This window comes from Actinoplanes sp. 13, assembly GCF_056134165.1.
In genome coordinates this window covers 76,155-93,359 of sequence record NZ_JBVYOQ010000013.1, presented here as the reverse complement: position 1 = coordinate 93,359, position 17,205 = coordinate 76,155, and the positions used below count along the sequence as shown (strand labels likewise).

The window sequence follows — 17,205 nt, the reverse complement described above, 5'->3', positions numbered from 1 at the left end:
GGGGACGCGGGGTGCTGGTATCGGTGTCTGTCGCCTAATGACGGCGCCTGAATCAAGGTCGGCCGCGGGAAGCGCCCGTGGAGCTGCTCCTCGAATTCGGCTTCGGCCGGGCACGATTCCGGACGGGGCCGGGCCTGCGATGCCGGGGGGAGGCATCGCAGGCCCGGGGCTCGGTCAGGCCTCCGCGCGCAGGGCGGTGGCCGCGTCGACCCAGGTGGTGGGCTGGTCGACGTCGGCCAACTCGGCGCCCTCGATGATCTTGATCATCTCAGCGTCGGTGAGCCGGCCCTCGCTCGCGACCTGGACGACGACCTTGCCGTCCACCCGGTGGGTCGTGCAGAAGCCGCTCTTGCAGGTGATCGTCGCGTCGCCCGGGCCCTGGTTGGAGTTGGCGGTCCGGCCGACGACGACCAGGAAGCTGCCCAGGAGCTCCGCTTCGGAGACGCTGCCGAACGGCTCGGCCAGGCCGCTGGTGGCCGGTGCGGGGTTGGCGAACTTCGCGCCGCCGTACTCGCCGTCGCGGGCGGTGGCGATGCCCTCGAGACCGGGCAGAGCGCCCGATCCCAGTTCCACCGCCTGGTAGCCGGCTGGCACGTAGCCCATCCGGAACGGCAACGTGGCCGCGGTCGCCGTGCTCGGCCGGAGCCCGGTGACGACCTGCCGCAGGTCGGCGTCCGTCGGATCGGCGGCGCTGTTCGAGTGCGATTCCAGAACGGCCCATCCTCTCTCGGCGTACTCCCAGGCCAGCACGCGACGGGTGATGTCGTCGGTGCCGCCCTTGCCGGTGAACTGCCAGGCTCGATGCCCGTCCACTTCGAGCTGCTTCGCACCGCCGCCGAGCTTGGCCGGGTCGAAGGCGCCCGGACGGTACAGGGTCAGATGGGCGGCGATGGTCTCCTCGCGTTCGCGGGCGCCCGGCGTCGCGGGGTCCGGCAGGTCCTCCGCCGGCACGGCCTTGTCGTGGGTGATCCGTCCGTCCAGATAGACCGAGGCGATCTGGTACGCGGTAGAGGCGACGACCGGGTCCTGCACGTGCCAGCGACCGGCGTCGAATCCCTCGAACGTGAAACTGAAGGGATTGTCCGGACTTTCGAACGCCGATCCCGAAGCCGCCTGCTCGCTGCCGGACAGCATGGTGGGCATCGTCAACCCCATGGCGGCCACAGCCGCCACCACCGCGGCTCCCGCTCCGATCCACCCGGCCCGGCGGACGCGCTGCGCCCGCCGTCCCCGGCTGACGATGCTCTCCACCGTGCTGCCGTGCGGCGGTTCATCAGCCGCTGCCAGTTCGAGCACGTCATGCAACCGCATTCGCCAACTCCTCGTTATCGGTGATACCGGTGGCGTCGCGTGTGACCCGGTCAGGAAGCGCGTCGCCTGCTGAGCTCTCGCGCCGCCACGGCCCCAATGGGGCCGCGCCAAATTGGGGGAACTCGTCCTCGTCCTCCGCGTTCAAGATTCAGCTACCTCCTTAGGCGCGAGAAAAACGCCAGGTCGGTAGAGGAAGGTTGCAAACGCGCGAAGGTAACTTTCTGCAATGCGCCGAACACCGGGCTCGTGAGGGCCGGTGTTCGGCGAGATTTAGGCAACGGCCACCGATACGACCGGACCCGCCGCCGTCGATATTCGAGCCACCTTCGACCCGGTGGGGGAACTTCGATGCAGATGCAATTGCTGCTGGTCACGATCGTGTGCCTGATCGCCGTGTCGCCGGCGTTGGCGCGACTGGTCCGGCTACCCGCGCCCACCGTCCTGTTCCTCGCCGGGTGCCTGCTCTCGGCCGTCCCCGCTGCGGCCCACGTCGAACTGCCACCGGAATTCGTGCTGCTGGTCGTGCTGCCGGTGCTGCTGTTCTGGGAGGGCTATTCCACCTCGATCCATCATCTGCGCCGCTACTGGCGACCCGTTCTGCTGCTCGGCGTCCCGCTGGTGCTGCTCACCGCCGCGGCCGCCGCGGTAGTCGCCCACGCCGCCGGACTGCCGTGGATCGCGGCCTGGGCGCTCGGCGCCGCGGTGGCGCCGACCGACGCCAGCGCGGTCGCGGCGTATGCGCGGGCTCTGCCCGGGCGGTGGATGACGGTGTTGCGGGCCGAGAGCCTGATCAACGACGGCACGGCCCTGGTGGTGCTGGCCGCGGTCATCGCGGTGAGCCACGGCGAGAGCACCGACGGCTGGTCGTTCAGCGTGGACCTGCTGCGCTCGTACACCGTGGGGCTGGCCGCCGGCCTGCTCGCCGGGGTCCTCGGACTGCTGGTGCTGCGTCGCGTCGCCGACCCGATGGTCAACGGCGCCGTCGCGGTGGCGTTGCCGTTCGTGGCGGCGGTACCCGCAGAGGCCGTGCACGCCTCGGGTGTGGTGGCCGTGGTGACGTGCGCGCTGACGGTGAGCCGCCGTTCCCGGCGCATGACGGCGGGCCGCTCACGCCTACAGGCGTACGGATTCTGGGAGATCACCACATTCCTTCTCGGTGGTGCCCTGTTCGTTGTCAGTGGCCTGCAGGTGCGCAGCCTGTTCACGTCGGTGGACACGGCCGTCGCGCTGCGTCTCGTGGGGTGGGGCGTGGTGATCGCGGTGGTGGTCCTCGCCGTCCGGGTGGGCTGGCTGTTCGTCAGTGCGTGGGGCTTGCGGTTGGTGGACCGCCGGCCCGTCCAGCGCACACTGCGTGCCCCGGCACGAATTCGCATCGTGCTGGCGTGGGCCGGCATGCGTGGCGGTATCTCGATGGCGGTGGCCCTGACGGTGCCGGTGGCGGTGTCCGGCGCCGCCTTCCCCGGACGGCCGGAGGTCCTGATCCTGACGTTCATGGTGGTCGCGATGACCCTGCTGGTGCAGGGCGCGACGCTGCCGCTGGTCATCCGCTGGTCGCGGATCGCCGGCGAGGACGCCGATCCCAAGGACGCGCTGCGCCGGGTCAACCAGCGTCTGGCTGCTCACGCCGTCGCTGCCCTCGACCTACCGGCGGTACGCGGTGAGGCGTCGTCCGACGTCATCGAGCAGGTGCTCGCCGGGCTCGACGATGAACAGCGCCGCGGCGTGCAGCCCACGGAGCAGGACCGGCATGTCACCCGGATACGGCTGCGGCTGCTCGAGGAGATGCGCCGGGAACTGGTCACGATGGCCTCACGTGATGAGGTCGAGGACTCGCTGATGTGGCAGGTCCAGGAGCGTCTCGATCATGACGAGGCGCGGTGGGCGGTGCAGCTCGGCGACGCCGGCCACTCCGAGACGCGATCCCGCTGACCGGTTTCCCAGTTCTTGCCAGATAGGTGACCGCCACGGATACCAGGAATTCACCGCGCGGTGAGAGTGGTCCCGTACCGAACCAAGCCTTGCCGCACCGAAAGGGATGTCTTTTGTTTCGCAAACGCACCGGCGCAGTGATGGTCGCCGCCCTGCTGCTGACTCAGCAGGCCTGTTCCAGTACCACCCCGGACGCGGCTGCCCCAGCCTCGACCACCACGCAGGCACCGGCTCCGGACGAGACGCCGACTCGGCCCGCGGCCCCCGACGAGCCGGCCGAGCCGGACACCGAGGATTCGACCCCGAGCCCGCGCGCCTCGTCGACCACCGCGACCCGCCCGGCGACCGGCTCCTCCGGCGACGTCCTGAGCGGAACTCGGCAGGTCGTCATCCGGCCCCTGCCGAGTTCCGGGTCGGTCGTGGCGGTGGACAGCGCCGGCCGTCTGACCACCACGGACGGCGACGGCAGTGCGCTGTTCGTCCTCACGCCGACCGGCGGGCAGCACCTGATCAGGACGGCGACCGCAGGGGCCGGCGGTGAGGCGTCCTGCATGAAGCTCACCACCAACGGCAGCAACCCGCTGACGATCCGAGCGGTCGCCTGCGACGCCGGCGACTCCGGGCAACTCTTCAGCATCCGCAAGCAACGAGCCAAGGACGCGGCCGGGCGGTCGACCTACACGATCAGCAGCGGTGGGGCCTACCTACAGGTGTCCGCCAAGAACGGCCTCATCGCCGAGGAACTCGGCGATGACCCGGTGCGGACCACGTTCAGCTTCGTCGACAACGGCAAGGCCACTCTGCCGCAACTCGGGGACTGAGCACTGCCGGGCGGGCTCAGCCCGCCCGGCATCACCGCGGGTCCTCTGCGGTCTCCCGGTACATGTCGCGCAGTTCGCGGCGCGACTTCACCCCGAGCTTGGCGAAGATGCTGCGCAGGTGCGCGTCGACCGTACGCGGGCTGACGAACAGCTCTGCCGCCGCTTCCTTGCTGGTGGCGCCGCGGGCCACGAGCCGGGTGACCGCCTGTTCCGCGGCGGTCAGCGCGGCCTCTCCGGCGTTGGGGCGCCGGACTCCGGTGACGGCGCGCAACGCGCGACTCGCCCGGCCGGCGAAGTCCTGGGCACCCATCGCCAGGAACATCTCGTGCGCGGCTTCCAGCTGCTCGCGAGCCTCGCCCTTGCGCTCCTCGCCGGCCAGCCACTCGCCGTAGGAAAGGCGGGCCCGCGCCAGGTCGGGGCGGCGGGTGGTGCGGGCCAGCCGCGTGATGCCCTCCCGGTAGGAGGTGTCCGCCTGTTCGCCGGTACTGATCAGGGCCCGGACGTAGAGCGCGGTCCCGGTGCACCAATCGGTGTCCATCTCGGCAGCGACCCGTTCCAGGTGCTCGACCACCTCGAGCGCGTCCTGCGGCCGGCCGGAGCGGGCCGCGCCCTCGACGAACTCCGGTACCAGCCAGGGCGGGAAACCCGGCTCGCGCAGGTGCACGGCGGTGCGGCAGGCTTCAGCCGCGGCTGCGAACTCCCCCATGCCGTTGAGGGAGGTGGTGGTGGCGAGTTCCGCGGCGGTCAGCAACCGGCCCTCGCCGCGGGCGGTCGCGTCGGCCGTGGCCTGCTCGGTGAGCTCGCGCACCCGCTGCCGGTCGCCCTGATAGGCGGCGATCGACATGTCGACGAAGGGCATCGCCGGCGCTCCGATCTCGGCGGCGACGGCGTACGCCTCGTCGACGAGCCGCTGTGCCTCCGCGAAACGTCCCTCGTGGATGAAACTCATCGCCCGATAGGTCAGCGCGATCGGCATCCCGGCGAGAGCGCCGTTGTCGCGGGCATAGTCGAGTTGCTGGCGAGAGGACGCGATGAACTTCTGATCGTCCCAGATGTCCAAGGCAGCCTGGCAAGCCAGCCACAGCTCGCCAATGCCGAACCGCTCGACGCCCCGGGTCGCCTGACCGTCTTTGCTGCCGTACTCCAGGTAGAGGTCGAGAACCGGCCGGATCACGCCCGGGTCGACCTTTCCACCGCTGATGCAGGCGATCAAGGGTTCCAGCAACCGGTCCAGTGGGCGCATCCGCTCCTCGTCGACCGGCAGGTCCCGTACGGCCTCGGCGAGGTCGAGGGTGAGCGACCAGGTCGCGAACCGGCCCATGAGCGTCGCCGCGGCGAGAGCGTCGAACAGGACGTCCCGGCCGAGCAGCACGTCGAAGGGCCCGATCGCCCTGGCGGCCGCGATGAGCCCGCGCACGGCCGGCTCGTCGCGGCCGCGGTCGAAGGCGACCCGGGCGCGGACCACCTGTGCCTGGGCCAGCAGCATCGGGTCCTGCACCATGGCCTCGGCAGAGGCGACGAGTTGCAGAGCCCGGCCGAAGTCGCCGCATTCCTGTCGGGCGCGGGCGGCGGCGAGCAGGCGCCGGGCGTGGAGCCCGGTGTCCGGTGTCAGCGCCGCGGCATGTTCCAGGAACGCACCCGAGGCCGCCAGGCCGCCGCGGGAGCGGGCCCGGTTCGCCAGCCGTTCGAGTTCGTCCGCGAGCTGCTCGTCGGGTCCGGTCGCGGCCTGCGCCGCGTGCCAGGCCCGGCGTTCGGGGTCCACGACCGGGTCGGTCGCCAGGGCCAGTGCGTCGTGGACGGCCCGGCGGTCGTCGACCGTGGCGGACTCGTAGATCGCCGAGCGCACCAGCGGGTGCCGGAAGCGGATCCGGATGTCGGTCCGAATCAGTCCCGCGTCCACCCCGTGCGACGCCGCCACCGGGTCGAGCCCGAGATGACGCGCCGCGCGCCAGACGACCACCGGGTTGCCCGTCGGGTCGGCCGAGGCGACCAGCAGGAACCGGCGCGCCTCAGCCGGCAGTCGTTCCAGCCGTTCCTGGAAACCCGCCTCCAGGGTGCGGGGCAGCCGGGCGGCCGCGGGGACTCCGAAGCCGCCCGCCAGCGCTCCCAGGTCCGCGCTGCGCGGCAGTTCCAGCAGAGCGAGCGGATTGCCCTGTGCCTCGGCAAGGATGCGATCGCGTACGCGCGGGTCGAGTGGAGCGCGCAGGCCGGTCCGCAACAGAGCGCGGGCGTCGGTGTCCTCCAGGCCGCGCAACCGCAGCACGGTGACCCCGCTGAGCGTGTCGGAGGTCAGCGGCTCGCGGGCCATGAAGATCACCGACACCGCCACTCCGCTCAACCGGCGCACCACGAAGGCCAGCACCTGCGACGAGGCGTCGTCCAGCCAGTGCGTGTCGTCGACGACGCAGATCACCGGACGTTCCCGGGCGGCCCAGGTGAGCAGGTTCAGTGTGCCGAGGGCGACCAGCACGGACGCCGGCGCATGCGTCTCGCCCGTGCCCAGCGCGGAGGCGACCGCGCGGGCTTGTGGCTCCGGCAGGGACTCGATGCCGTCGACCAGCGGTTGCAGCAGCTGCTGCAGCGCCGCGAACGGCAACTCCATCTCGTACTGAGCGCCGGTGGTCTGCAGCACGCGGACGCCGGTCACCTCTTCGATGGTCTCGGCGACGAGCGCCGTCTTGCCGATACCCGCCGGGCCGGTGACCAGGATGGCGTCACCCGTCGCGCCACGGGCGCCCTCGACGAGTCGGCGCAGCACCGCGCGTTCGTGGTGTCGTCCGAGGAAGGTCATGCCGGCTCGGAAAGGCGGGTCAGCGCGCCGACGGTGGTGAACATTTGCCCGAGCCTACGAGTTGAAACGTCCGGAAATCTTGCCGGTGTGGGTCGAGAACGTCACATCCTGGCAACGCCACGTCCTTTTGCTCCCCCGAGAAGTATTTTCGGCCGGTCATGGTGTCCGATGTCACGGTCACCGGCCGCCCGGCGCATCGTACCTGGAGAAATACGGTCCGTAGCCGTTGTTCGCGATGGCCCGGACCAGCCGGAGATGCTGCTCCAGCAGGACGGCACGGTGGAGGTCTCCGACGAACACCGGGGCGAAGCCCACGTCGCGGATCAGCTGCTCCGCGATCGACCGGGCCGCCGCGTCGGCAGCGTACAGATGACTCGGGCGGATCATCTGGCGCTCGATCTGGTCGTACAGCGACGCGTAGTCGGTGTTGAACGCTTTCGCGACCGGGCCTCCGATCAGCGACTGCACCAGGTGCGCCAGGGACGGGTGCCCGGCCGGCGGCGGGCCCTGCAGGTTCGTCGCGTCGATGGTCACGCCCCCGCGGAAGCCGTGGACGCGGCTCAGGGCGCCGGTGATCGCGTCCGCCGGCACGGCGACGACCAGCACGTCGGTGCCGGACACGTTCCCGCCGGCACGGCCGAGCGTGGTGATCCGGTGGCCAGCCCGCGTCCAGAGCCGGGACAGGGTGTAACCGAGAGCTCCGCGGCCCACGACGGCGATGTCCACTCGTACCCCTCTGATTCTCTCGATGGTGGCGCGGCAGCCGCCCACTCTGTCCCACACCCCGCGCCCGCCGAATCGGTGAAGTCGCCTATCCGGGCCGGCAAGGCCCCGACCGCACCGCCCGATTCACGTCGTTCACCGGCGGCGGCCCGTCTAGGCGAAAACTGCCGATTCGAGCCGGCCTCCACGGCTGCGATCGTCGGATCAGCCGATGCCGGCCATCCGGGCCGGCCTTCGCTTTCCGCAGTGTCAGAACCTGGAGGAACGCACCATGACCGATAGCCTCGCCACCCTGGCCGACCTGCGCCGGCAGGCTGCTGACCCGCAGCGCAGGATCCTGTTCACCAACGCGACGATCATCTCGATGGACCCGCGGATCGGGATTCTGCACCGCGGCGACCTGCTGGTGGAGGGATCCCGGATCGCCGCGGTGGCGCCCGATCTGCGTTCGCAGGGCGCCGCCGACGGCGCCGTCGTGGTCGACGCGACCGGAGCGATCCTCTCCCCCGGCTTCGTCGACACGCACCGCCACTCATGGCAGGCGGCCCTGCGGCGGATCATGCCTGACGTCAACGACCTCGGTGAGTACGTCATGTCCACCCTCGCCCGGTACGCGCCGGTGTACCAGCCGCGGGACGTGTACCTCGGCACCCGGCTCGCCGCGCTGAGCGCCATCGACAGCGGCATCACCTGTCTGCTCGACTTCTCGCACAACGCCCGCACCGCCGCGCACTCGGACAGCGCCGTCCAGGCGCTGCTGGACACCGGCATCCGCGGTGTCCACGCCTCGATGCGCCCGCACTTCGGCGACTGGGACGGGCAGTGGCCGGCCGACCTGACCCGTCTGCAGCAGCAGTACTTCAGCTCGGCGGACCAGTTGCTGACGCTGCGCCTGGCGACCCTGGCCACCGACGAGATCGCCGGCCCGGACCTGGCCTACGGGCCGCGGCTGGCGCAGGTGGCCCGGGACCTCGGCATCGGCGTCAGCATCGACGCCGTCTTCGGCACCGCCTCCTCCACAGCGATCCTCGGCTGGGCTCGCGACGGTCTGCTCAACCCCGACGTCACCCTCATCCACTCGACCGGCCTCACCGGTGAGGCGTGGAAGGCGATCGGCGACACCGGCACCACCGTGTCGCTGGCCCCGGTCTCGGAGGCCCAGATCGGCCTGGAGACCGCAGTGCCCGCCGTCGACGAAGCACTCGCCGTCGGTATCCGGCCCGGCCTGAGCATCGACGTGGAGGTCGCCCTGCCGGGCGACATGTTCATCCAGATGCGCACCCTGCTGTCCATCCAGCGGATGCGAGCCGTGAACGCCGGCTACGGGACCGATCGGATCCCACCCCGGATCACCACCCACGACGTGCTCGACTTCGCCACCCTGCAGGGCGCCCGCACCAACGGGCTGGAAGCGGTGACCGGTTCGCTGACCCCCGGCAAGCAGGCGGACCTCCTGTTGATCCGCGCCGACGACCTCAACAACATGCCGCTCAACGACCCGATCGGCACGGTGGTGCTCGGCAGCGACGCCCGCAACATCGACGCCGTCCTCATCGCCGGTCAGGTCCGTAAGTGGGCCGGCACGGTCCTCGACGTCGACCTGCCGCAGCTCAGGAGCGCGGTCGAGGAGTCCCGCGACCGGCTGCTCGCCGCCGCCGCACAGTGAGGCATCGCAGTCCCCGGGTCCCGCGACCCGGGGACTGCGCCGTGCTCAGGCCGGGATCGCGGTGAGTGCCGGATCGGCCGTCGGCCCGGTGAGATCGCCGAGTTCGGCGATCTCCCGCCGAGACGTGACATCCAGCTTGGCGAAGACGTTGCGAAGGTGCGCCTCGACGGTCCGCGGGCTCAGGTACAACGTCTGCGCCACCTCCCGGTTGGTCGCGCCGCCGGCGACCAGCCGAGCCACCGCAAGCTCCTGGGCGGTGAGCTGGTGGGCGAGCTGCCCGCCGCCACGCTGCAGGCTGATTCCCGTCGCGGCCAGTTCCCGCGCGGCGCGTTCGGCGAAGGCGGACGCCCCCATCGCGGTCAGCTGACAATGCGCCAGACGCAGCTGGACGCGGGCCTCACGCTTACGCCTCTCCCGACGCAGCCATTCCCCGTAGAGCAGGTGCGCCCGCGCCAGCCGCGGCGCGGCATTGCTGTTCGTCAGCTCGTCGATCGCCTCCCGGTAATGGGCCTCCGCCTCGACACCGGTCGCCGACAGAGCCCGGCACAACGCGGCCACGCCACGGCTCCAGGCGGACGGGTGCAGCTGCGCCCGCTGCGACAGCCGACGGGTCAACGGCTCGGCCACCTCGGGACGCCCGGCCCGGACCGCGGCCTCGACCACCTCCACCGGCAGCCAGGCGTGGAAGCCGCCCTCGTCGAGCTCGGCCGCGAGCCGGCCCGCTTCCAGGGCGTCGGCGTACCGGCCATGCCCGTTGAAGAGCACCGTCCGGGCGTAGTCAAAACCGGTCAGGAACCAGCCCTCCTCCCGGGCGACCACGCCGGGCTCGCGTTCGGCGATCAGCTGTTCGACATGCCGTTGCCGGCCCTGCCACGCCGCGATGACCACACCGACGTGCGACAGCAGCGGCACCCCGATGACAGCGGCCGACGCGTCACTGTCGTCGGCAAGCTCCCGAGCCTGCTCGAACTCGCCGGCATGCAGATGCCAGAGGGCCTGGTAGGCGGCGACGACCGGAACCGACCCGAGAGCGCCGTCCTGCCGTGCCGACTTAAGCCGGTCAAGCGTGACGGCCCGGAACGCGTCCTCGTCCCACGTGTCGCCGGTCTGCCGGGAGAGGTGTTTCAGGGCGGCGAGGTCACTTCCGCTGGCCTCCTCCCATGCCGCGGCGAGGGTCGCCCTCAACTCCGTCACGATTCGCGGGTCGGCGAGACGTCCTTGCAGAACGGTGACCGCGTAGGCATCCAGCCGGATCCGGACGGCCTCGGCGGGATCGGTGGCCTCCACCTGCTCGGCGGCAGCCAGGAACATGTTCAGCGCTTTGCAATTGTGCCCCTTGGACAGGGCTATCCGTGCCTCCAGCACGTCGGCCGCGACAGGGTTGCCGGTGCCGCCGGTGTGCGTGCGCGCCGCAACGGTGAGCGCCGTCGCGGCCGCGAGGTTCCCGCTGAGCCGATGGGCGTCCGCCGCGGCCAGCAGGCGGCCGCGCCGCAGGTCCGGATCCGGGGTGTGGGCGGCCGCGAGTTCGAGCAGGACGGCCTCGGCCGGCAGCCCGCCACGCTGTCGCGCGTGCGGAGCCGCGTCGGTGAGCTCCCGGGCGACGTCTTCGTCCAGGCCAACGCCGGCGAAGGCCCGGTGCCACGCCCGCCGGTCCGGGTCGGTCCGTGGGTCGATGACCGCCGAGATCGCCCGGTGCACGGCCTGACGGTATTCCGGCGTGGCCGCGTGGTAGAGGTGGTGGCGCATGTGCGGGTTCGGGAACTTAACATGCGAGTCGACGGTCAGCAGTCCCGCCTCCTCCACCGCACGGAGCATGTCATCGGGCAGGCCGAGGTGCCGGGCCGCGGCGGCCAGGATCGCCGGGCTGCCCGTGGGGTCCGCAGCGGCCACGGTCAGCAGCCGCTGGGTCATGACCGGCAGTGTGTCCAGAACCGGAAACGCTTCGCCCGGTTCGTTGGTCCAGCTGGGTGGCGGGGGGCAGTCATAACCTCCGCCGAACGCCCACGGCGTCGTCGCGGTGAAATCGGTCAGCAGACCCGGATTGCCCCGAGCCTCGGCCACCAGGCGCTCCCTGACCCGGGGATCCATCGGAGCGAGCGCCCGAGTGATCAGGAAATCTCTTGCGGCGTCGTCGCTGAGCGCGGCCGGGACCACCGAGGGAAGGCCGTCGAACGACACGGCGGCGCCGCCGTCGCGGTGCACGAACAGCAGGAGCACCGGCTCGTCGGTCAGCCGGGAGGCGACGCTGCGCAGCACGGTCAGACTGGCGAGGTCGATCCACTGGGTGTTCTCGACCACGCACGCGACCGGACCGGACTGTGCGGCAGCGGCGAGCCAGCCCAGCAGTTCGTCGATCAGGGCTCGGGTCATCTCCAGCGGCAGATCGGCGGAGGTCAGTACCTGGTGCAGGATCGGGGCGGAGGAGGCGAGGTCGCTGCTCTGCGGACCGACTGCGCAGGACAGCAGGTGCAGCCCGGCGAACGGCACCGCACGCTCGTGGCGGCTGCCCACCACCTGCAAGATCTTGAAACCTTTTCCGTACGTTCCCAGCGCGTGCTCGACCAGCGTGGACTTGCCGATCCCCTCGACGCCCCGTACCACGACTGCGGCGCCCGTCCCGGCACGTACGGTGTCGAACAGCCGGCCGAGGCGGGCGAGGTCCTCGTCACGTTCGTACAGCGCGGTGCCGGTGCTCATCGGCCGACTTCCGCGTCAAATGGTGCGGCGATGGTGTGCATTGGCTTTCCCCCACGTGCAGCTGTCTCTTCTAGTTCAGTCATCGAAGCGGTTCCGTCGTCCGGAAACCAGGAAGAAGACACGAAGAGTTCGTCGCCGCAGGGCTCGGGTCGCGCACAGATGCCGGTGGAGGCCGCCCCCACGACCTCCACCGGCAGGCGGCAGCGCCGCGCGATGTACGACTCAGATGATCTGCTCGGTGGGCAGGATGGTGATCTCGGTGAGGTTCACGTGCTTGGGGACCGAAGCCACGAACGCCACGGTCTCGGCGACGTCGGCGGACTGCAGCACGTCGATCTGCTTGATCAGGTCCGCCATCAGCGCGGTGGCGTCCGGATCGGTGACGTGCAGCGGCAGCTCGGTGTTGACCATGCCGGGCTCGACGGCCGACACGCGCACCTTCTTGCGGCCGAGCTCGGTGCGCAGCACGCGGGCCAGGTGGCTGATGTAGGCCTTCGTGCCGGAGTAGACCTGGAACTTCTCCAGGATGCGGGTGGCGGCGATCGACGAGGTGAAGATCAGGTCAGCGGACTTGCCTGCGGCGGCCGCCGACTCGAGGTCGTGCACGAACGTCTGAACGGTGTTCATGACGCCCTTGATGTTGAGGTTGATCTGCTCGTCCCAGTCGTCGATCGTCAGGTCGTCGATCGGGGAGACGTGCTGAACGCCGGCGTTGGCGAAGACCAGGTCCACGGTGCCGAACTCGTCGTGCACGGCCTCGGCGGCGCGGACCATGGCGGCCCGGTCCGTGACGTCGGTCGGCACGGCCAGGGCGCGGCCACCGCGCTCGGTGATCCGGGCGACGGCCGCGTTCAGGCGGTCTTCACGGCGGGCCAGCAGCGCAACGTTGGCCCCGAGCGCGGCGAGCCGCTCGGCGGTCGCCTCACCGATTCCACTGGACGCGCCGGTCACCACGGCGATACGGCCGGCCAGCGGGCTTGCGGTCAGGACGGTGCTCATGTTCGTCGTTCCTCCCGTGAGGTGTACTGGATCAGTTGTGAACGGGCAGACCGGCGGACTCGCCGCCGTCGGCGATGAATTCGGCGCCGGTGCTGAAGGCGGAGTCGTCGCTGGCGAGGAAGAGCACCAGCGGGGTCAGCTCGGTGTCGGCAGCCGTGCGGTGCAGGGCCACGTTGGCGGTGTTGTCGCCGAGTTCCTCGGTCATCGGTGTGCGGACGAAGCCGGGGTGCACCGAGTTGACACGGATGCCGTACTGGCCGAGGTCGAGGGCGGAGGTCTTCGTGAGGCCGCGGATGCCCCACTTCGAGGTCGTGTACGCGGGCAGCCACGCGTACCCGGTCATCCCGGCCGTCGACGAGACGTTGATGATCGATCCACCGCCGGCCGCCTTCAGAGCCGGGATGACCGCCTTCGTGCCGTTCCAGATGCCGGTCAGGTTGACGCCGATGACCTCGTCCCAGAGTTCGTGCGAGTGAGTCTCGATGGACTCGCGGCGGAAGATGCCGGCGTTGTTCACCAGCACGTCGAGCCGGCCGAACCGGTCCACGGTCTGTGCGACGACGTCGGTCCACCGCTCGCGGTCCCGGACGTCGAGCTCCGCGAACATCGCTCGCTCGCCCAGGTCGCCGGCGAGCTTGGCGCCGAGGTCGGCGAGCACGTCGGCGATGACGACGCTCGCGCCCTCCTCGACGAATCGCCGGGCGTGCGCGGCACCCATGCCCCGGGCGCCGCCGGTGATGACGGCAACCTTTCCGTCGAGCTTGCCCATCTGTTTCCTCCTTTTCCGGTGGGGTTGAGAATCTGTTGGTCAGGACCGGATGAGTGATGCGGTGCGGGCCACCAGGGCAGCCGCGGCCGAGGGATCGCGCGCCTCGTCGCTCGGCGTGACGATCTCCCCGTCGTCGATGTAGGTGCCGGTGGGCACGTCGGCGGTGACGGCCTCGGCGATACGCCGCCCGCCGTGCTCCACCCGGGCTCCGCCGGCCCCGAACATCTCGTGCAGCAGGCTGGTGCTGATCACGCCGGGGCTGATCGCGACGACGCCGACGCCGCGGTTGGTCACCTGCTGCGCGAACCGCAGGGAATAGGTGAGGATCGCCAGCTTGGACTGGGCGTAGGCGCGCACGGGGTCGTACCCGTGCGCCAGATTGAGGTCGTCGAGCGCGAGGCTGACCATCCGGTGCGTGGTGGAGCTGACGTTCACGATCCGCCCGCCCGCCGGGATCGCCGGCAGCAGAGCCTCGCTCAGCAGGGTCAGTGCGAGGTAGTTGACCTGCAGTGTGCGTTCGTTGCCGTCAGCGGTGACCTGCCGGTGTGCGGTCCCGGGCACACCGGCGTTGTTGATCAGGACGTCGATCACCGGCGCTGTCGCACGGATCTCGTCGGCGGCCCGCCGCACCTGCTCGAACGACGTGAAGTCGGCCGCCACGTAGTGGACCTCGGTATGGGAACCGAGCTGCTTGATCAGACCGGCGACCTCGGAAGCCGGCTGCGGGCCCTGGATGACCAGCGTGCCGGCGTGCGGTGCCAGCAACCGGGCCGCGGCTTCCCCGATGCCGCTGGTGGCACCGGTCAGGACGACGGTTCTGCCGTTGAGGTTCATCTCGAGCCCCCTTCCGTGTGGACAAACCGAATGTCCCAGGGGGTGATGGCCGAACGTATCGGTGGTTCTCGCCTAAACGGTCAACGCAACGGTCGCGGCGTCGCCCGGGGCGGGAAACGCAGGCGGCAGGTAGTCGGGTCGTATCGCCATCGGCGACAAGCACCTATACCGAGGCGATCGCTTGCGACAGCCGCAGGACTCCCGTGGTGGCGTCCCGGTGGGAGAAACCGCAACGGCCGAGTAGAACTCGCTCAGCGGCGGCTCGCCGCCGGAATAGCACAACCCCGCTCGACGCGATCCGGGTGGGAGCGCTCCTCTCGCCCGCCACGTGGGAATACGGTGTAGCTCAGCGATCACCACAGGACGATCATGGCTTCGGTTCGTTACGGAGGTGGACGTGATGGAGCCCGAGGCGCTGGGGCCTTTGCTCCGCAGGCTCCGCCTGGCCGCGGACATGACCCTCGAGCAGCTGGCCACCGCGGCCGGCATCACCGACCGCGCGCTCAGCGATCTGGAGCGCGGAGCCAGCCGGGGACCGCGGGCCAGCACGATCGACGCGATCGCCGATGCGCTCGGTATCGCGGCCGCCGAGCGGTCGGCGCTGGCCGCGGCCGCCCGCGCCGGCCGCAAACGCGGTTCGGCGGCCGCCACGCAGGCGCTGCCGCTGCCTGCCCCGTTCGCCGATTTCACCGGCCGCGACGCCGAACTGGCACACATCCGGGCACGGATCGGCAGTGCGCCGGTCGACAGTCCGTGTCCGGCCGTGTTGATCAACGGTGAACCCGGCATCGGGAAGACCTCGCTGGCGGTGCAGGCCGCGACGCAGCTCGCGCCCCGTTTCCCGGACGGCCAGTTCTTCGTCGACCTGCATGGCCTCGCGGAGCATCCGTTGAGCCCGGAGGCGCTGCTCATGCAGCTGATCCAGGCCGTGGACCCGAGCACCGGCAGCTTCCCTCCCCGGCTGGCCGACGTCACTGCCGCCTGGCGCAGCGTCAGCAAGGACAAGCGGATCGTCATCGTGCTGGACAACGCGGCGAACGAGGCTCAGGTCCGTGCGGCGATGCCCGCGCACGGACCTGCGCTGGTCATCGTGACGAGCCGCCGGTTGCTCAGCGGACTGGAAAGCGTGGAACGCGTAGTACTCTCCCCGCTGCGGGAACAGGAGGCGGTCGCCCTGCTCGCGGAGATCACCGCTGACCGTCCGGCCGAGGAGGCCGAACTCCACGAGCTCGCGCGGCTCTGCGCCAACCTGCCGCTCGCAATCCGGGTCGCCGGCAACCGCCTGGCGAGCCGCCCGGACCGGACGGCGGGTGGCCTGCTGGCCCGCATGTCGGACGAGCAACATCGCCTGGCCGTCCTCTCCGCCGGCGAGTCCGGGGTCGGCGCCGCGTTCGCTTTGTCGTACGACCAGCTGTCCGACGACGGCAAGCGACTCTTCCGGCGACTGTCCTTGATGTACGGCTCGACCTGTGGGGCGACCACAGCCGCTGTCATCGAGCCGCAGTCGCTCGCGGAGGCGGAGGACGCTCTGGACGAGCTGATCGAGCTCGGCCTGCTGCAGGAGGCGGAGAACAACCGGGTGCAGTTGCACGACCTGCTCCGGCTCTACGCGGAACTCAAACTGCGCGAGGACGACGGCCCGGACGCCGTCTCGGCGGCCCGGGCACGGCTGCGTAACTGGCTGCTCGACACCGCCATCGTCGCGGGACAGTGGTACGAGCCCGACGCCGCGGCGGACCAGCCGGAGCTGCGACTGGCCGTCATCGACTCGTCGGCGTCCGCCAAGGCATGGCTGACGGTGGAGGCCGAGAACTGGTTCGGCGCTATGGCCGAGGCGGCGGAGCTCGGCGAGCACCAGCGGGTGGTCGACGTCGCCGAGTCGCTGCACTGGTTCTCCGATCATTGGCTGGACTGGGGTCGCTGGCACGAGGTCTTCGCGCTGTCGAGCGAGGCAGCCGGCCGCCTGTGCGACGACCGCCTGCAAGCCACCCACCTGGGCTATCTCTCCTGGGCACACAACTTCTGCCTGGCCGAGTACGACGTCGCCGCCCGGTTCGCGGAGCGCGCCTTCTTCTTCGCCCGGCGGGCCGGTGACCGGCAGCAGATGGCGTGGGCGCGCATGTACCAGGCATGGGCGCTGCTGACGCAGGACCATCACCGCGAGGCGCTGGCGCCGGCGCGGGAGTCGGTCGAGCACTTCGCCGCGGCCGGTGACCGTGCAGGGCTGCCGCAGGCCCTGATCGGCCTCGGCAACGTGCTGCGGTCGCTGGGCCGGTATCAGGAGGCCCTCGATGCCATCGAGCGCGCCCTTACCCTGGTGACGGACCCGAACACGGCGCCCCGGGCCAGTATCGCGTACTTCACGACGATCTCGGCACGGGCGCACGCCGCCCATGTGTATGTGCACGTGCAGCAGTGGGAGAAGGCCGTAGATGCGGTCACCACGGCCTTGCAGCCGCACGAGAAGCCGATCCCGTTCCAGCACCGGATCCGGCTGCTCGGGCGACGCGCCGAGGCCTACCAGCACCTCGGCGAGAACTCCGCTGCCCGGGACGACCTCGAAACGATCCTGCGGCTGCAGGAGGCCGCGGACGACGACGCCGGGGCCGAGCAGACCAGGACCAGGCTGCAGCAGCTGCGGCATAGTCGCCGTTGACCCCGGGCG

11 protein-coding genes are annotated in these 17,205 nt (G+C 70.7%); 4 read left to right on the top strand and 7 right to left on the bottom strand.

Annotated elements, in window-relative coordinates; all coding sequences use genetic code 11:
- Positions 1-174: 174 nt before the first annotated feature.
- Positions 175-1,311, bottom strand: coding sequence for a hypothetical protein (locus AC0NH5_RS24350; RefSeq protein WP_474407815.1), 1,137 nt, complete (start codon positions 1,309-1,311; stop codon positions 175-177).
- A 348-nt stretch (positions 1,312-1,659) separates the two neighbouring features.
- On the opposite strand from AC0NH5_RS24350, the gene AC0NH5_RS24345 reads away from it, so the two are divergent.
- Positions 1,660-3,240, top strand: coding sequence for a Na+/H+ antiporter (locus tag AC0NH5_RS24345; protein ID WP_474407813.1), 1,581 nt, complete (start codon positions 1,660-1,662; stop codon positions 3,238-3,240).
- Positions 3,241-3,353: 113 nt separating this feature from the next.
- A complete protein-coding gene (locus AC0NH5_RS24340) occupies positions 3,354-4,061 on the top strand; it encodes a hypothetical protein (protein WP_474407812.1) in 708 nt (235 codons plus the stop codon).
- Positions 4,062-4,092: 31 nt separating this feature from the next.
- Here the strand turns inward: AC0NH5_RS24340 and AC0NH5_RS24335 are convergent, their stop codons facing one another.
- A complete protein-coding gene (locus AC0NH5_RS24335) occupies positions 4,093-6,852 on the bottom strand; it encodes an ATP-binding protein (RefSeq protein ID WP_474407810.1) in 2,760 nt (919 codons plus the stop codon).
- A gap of 177 nt (positions 6,853-7,029) precedes the next feature.
- Positions 7,030-7,578: an NAD(P)-binding domain-containing protein gene (locus AC0NH5_RS24330; RefSeq protein WP_474407808.1), complete on the bottom strand. Its 549-nt coding sequence runs from the start codon at positions 7,576-7,578 to the stop codon at positions 7,030-7,032.
- 268 nt (positions 7,579-7,846) lie between these two features.
- Here AC0NH5_RS24330 and AC0NH5_RS24325 point away from each other — a divergent pair, with 268 nt between their 5' ends.
- On the top strand, positions 7,847-9,241 hold the full coding sequence (locus tag AC0NH5_RS24325) for an amidohydrolase family protein (RefSeq protein ID WP_474407806.1): 1,395 nt from the start codon (positions 7,847-7,849) through the stop codon (positions 9,239-9,241).
- 45 nt (positions 9,242-9,286) lie between these two features.
- Here AC0NH5_RS24325 and AC0NH5_RS24320 read toward each other — a convergent pair whose 3' ends face one another.
- The 4 genes from AC0NH5_RS24320 to AC0NH5_RS24305 all read right to left on the bottom strand — a co-directional run bounded on the left by AC0NH5_RS24320 (position 9,287) and on the right by AC0NH5_RS24305 (position 14,540).
- Positions 9,287-11,938 (bottom strand): AAA family ATPase, encoded by a 2,652-nt coding sequence (locus tag AC0NH5_RS24320; RefSeq protein ID WP_474407804.1) that lies wholly within the window; start codon positions 11,936-11,938, stop codon positions 9,287-9,289.
- A 222-nt stretch (positions 11,939-12,160) separates the two neighbouring features.
- Positions 12,161-12,937 (bottom strand): SDR family oxidoreductase, encoded by a 777-nt coding sequence (locus tag AC0NH5_RS24315; RefSeq protein WP_474407801.1) that lies wholly within the window; start codon positions 12,935-12,937, stop codon positions 12,161-12,163.
- 31 nt (positions 12,938-12,968) lie between these two features.
- Positions 12,969-13,706 carry an SDR family NAD(P)-dependent oxidoreductase gene (locus tag AC0NH5_RS24310; RefSeq protein WP_474407799.1) on the bottom strand — a complete coding sequence of 246 codons (738 nt, stop codon included), beginning with the start codon at positions 13,704-13,706 and terminating at the stop codon, positions 12,969-12,971.
- A gap of 39 nt (positions 13,707-13,745) precedes the next feature.
- Positions 13,746-14,540 carry an SDR family NAD(P)-dependent oxidoreductase gene (locus AC0NH5_RS24305; protein WP_474407797.1) on the bottom strand — a complete coding sequence of 265 codons (795 nt, stop codon included), beginning with the start codon at positions 14,538-14,540 and terminating at the stop codon, positions 13,746-13,748.
- A 400-nt stretch (positions 14,541-14,940) separates the two neighbouring features.
- On the opposite strand from AC0NH5_RS24305, the gene AC0NH5_RS24300 reads away from it, so the two are divergent.
- Positions 14,941-17,196, top strand: coding sequence for a helix-turn-helix domain-containing protein (locus AC0NH5_RS24300; RefSeq protein WP_474408063.1), 2,256 nt, complete (start codon positions 14,941-14,943; stop codon positions 17,194-17,196).
- Positions 17,197-17,205 lie beyond the last annotated feature (9 nt).

Bases quoted from the DNA above. Each gene is read 5' to 3' on its own strand.
- AC0NH5_RS24310 (WP_474407799.1), bottom strand. From the start codon at position 13,706: ATGGGCAAGCTCGACGGAAAGGTTGCCGTCATCACCGGCGGCGCCCGG.
- AC0NH5_RS24335 (WP_474407810.1), bottom strand. From the start codon at position 6,852: ATGACCTTCCTCGGACGACACCACGAACGCGCGGTGCTGCGCCGACTC.
- AC0NH5_RS24315 (WP_474407801.1), bottom strand. From the start codon at position 12,937: ATGAGCACCGTCCTGACCGCAAGCCCGCTGGCCGGCCGTATCGCCGTG.
- AC0NH5_RS24350 (WP_474407815.1), bottom strand. From the start codon at position 1,311: ATGCGGTTGCATGACGTGCTCGAACTGGCAGCGGCTGATGAACCGCCG.
- AC0NH5_RS24300 (WP_474408063.1), top strand. From the start codon at position 14,941: ATGGAGCCCGAGGCGCTGGGGCCTTTGCTCCGCAGGCTCCGCCTGGCC.
- AC0NH5_RS24320 (WP_474407804.1), bottom strand. From the start codon at position 11,938: ATGAGCACCGGCACCGCGCTGTACGAACGTGACGAGGACCTCGCCCGC.
- AC0NH5_RS24345 (WP_474407813.1), top strand. From the start codon at position 1,660: ATGCAGATGCAATTGCTGCTGGTCACGATCGTGTGCCTGATCGCCGTG.
- AC0NH5_RS24305 (WP_474407797.1), bottom strand. From the start codon at position 14,540: ATGAACCTCAACGGCAGAACCGTCGTCCTGACCGGTGCCACCAGCGGC.
- AC0NH5_RS24325 (WP_474407806.1), top strand. From the start codon at position 7,847: ATGACCGATAGCCTCGCCACCCTGGCCGACCTGCGCCGGCAGGCTGCT.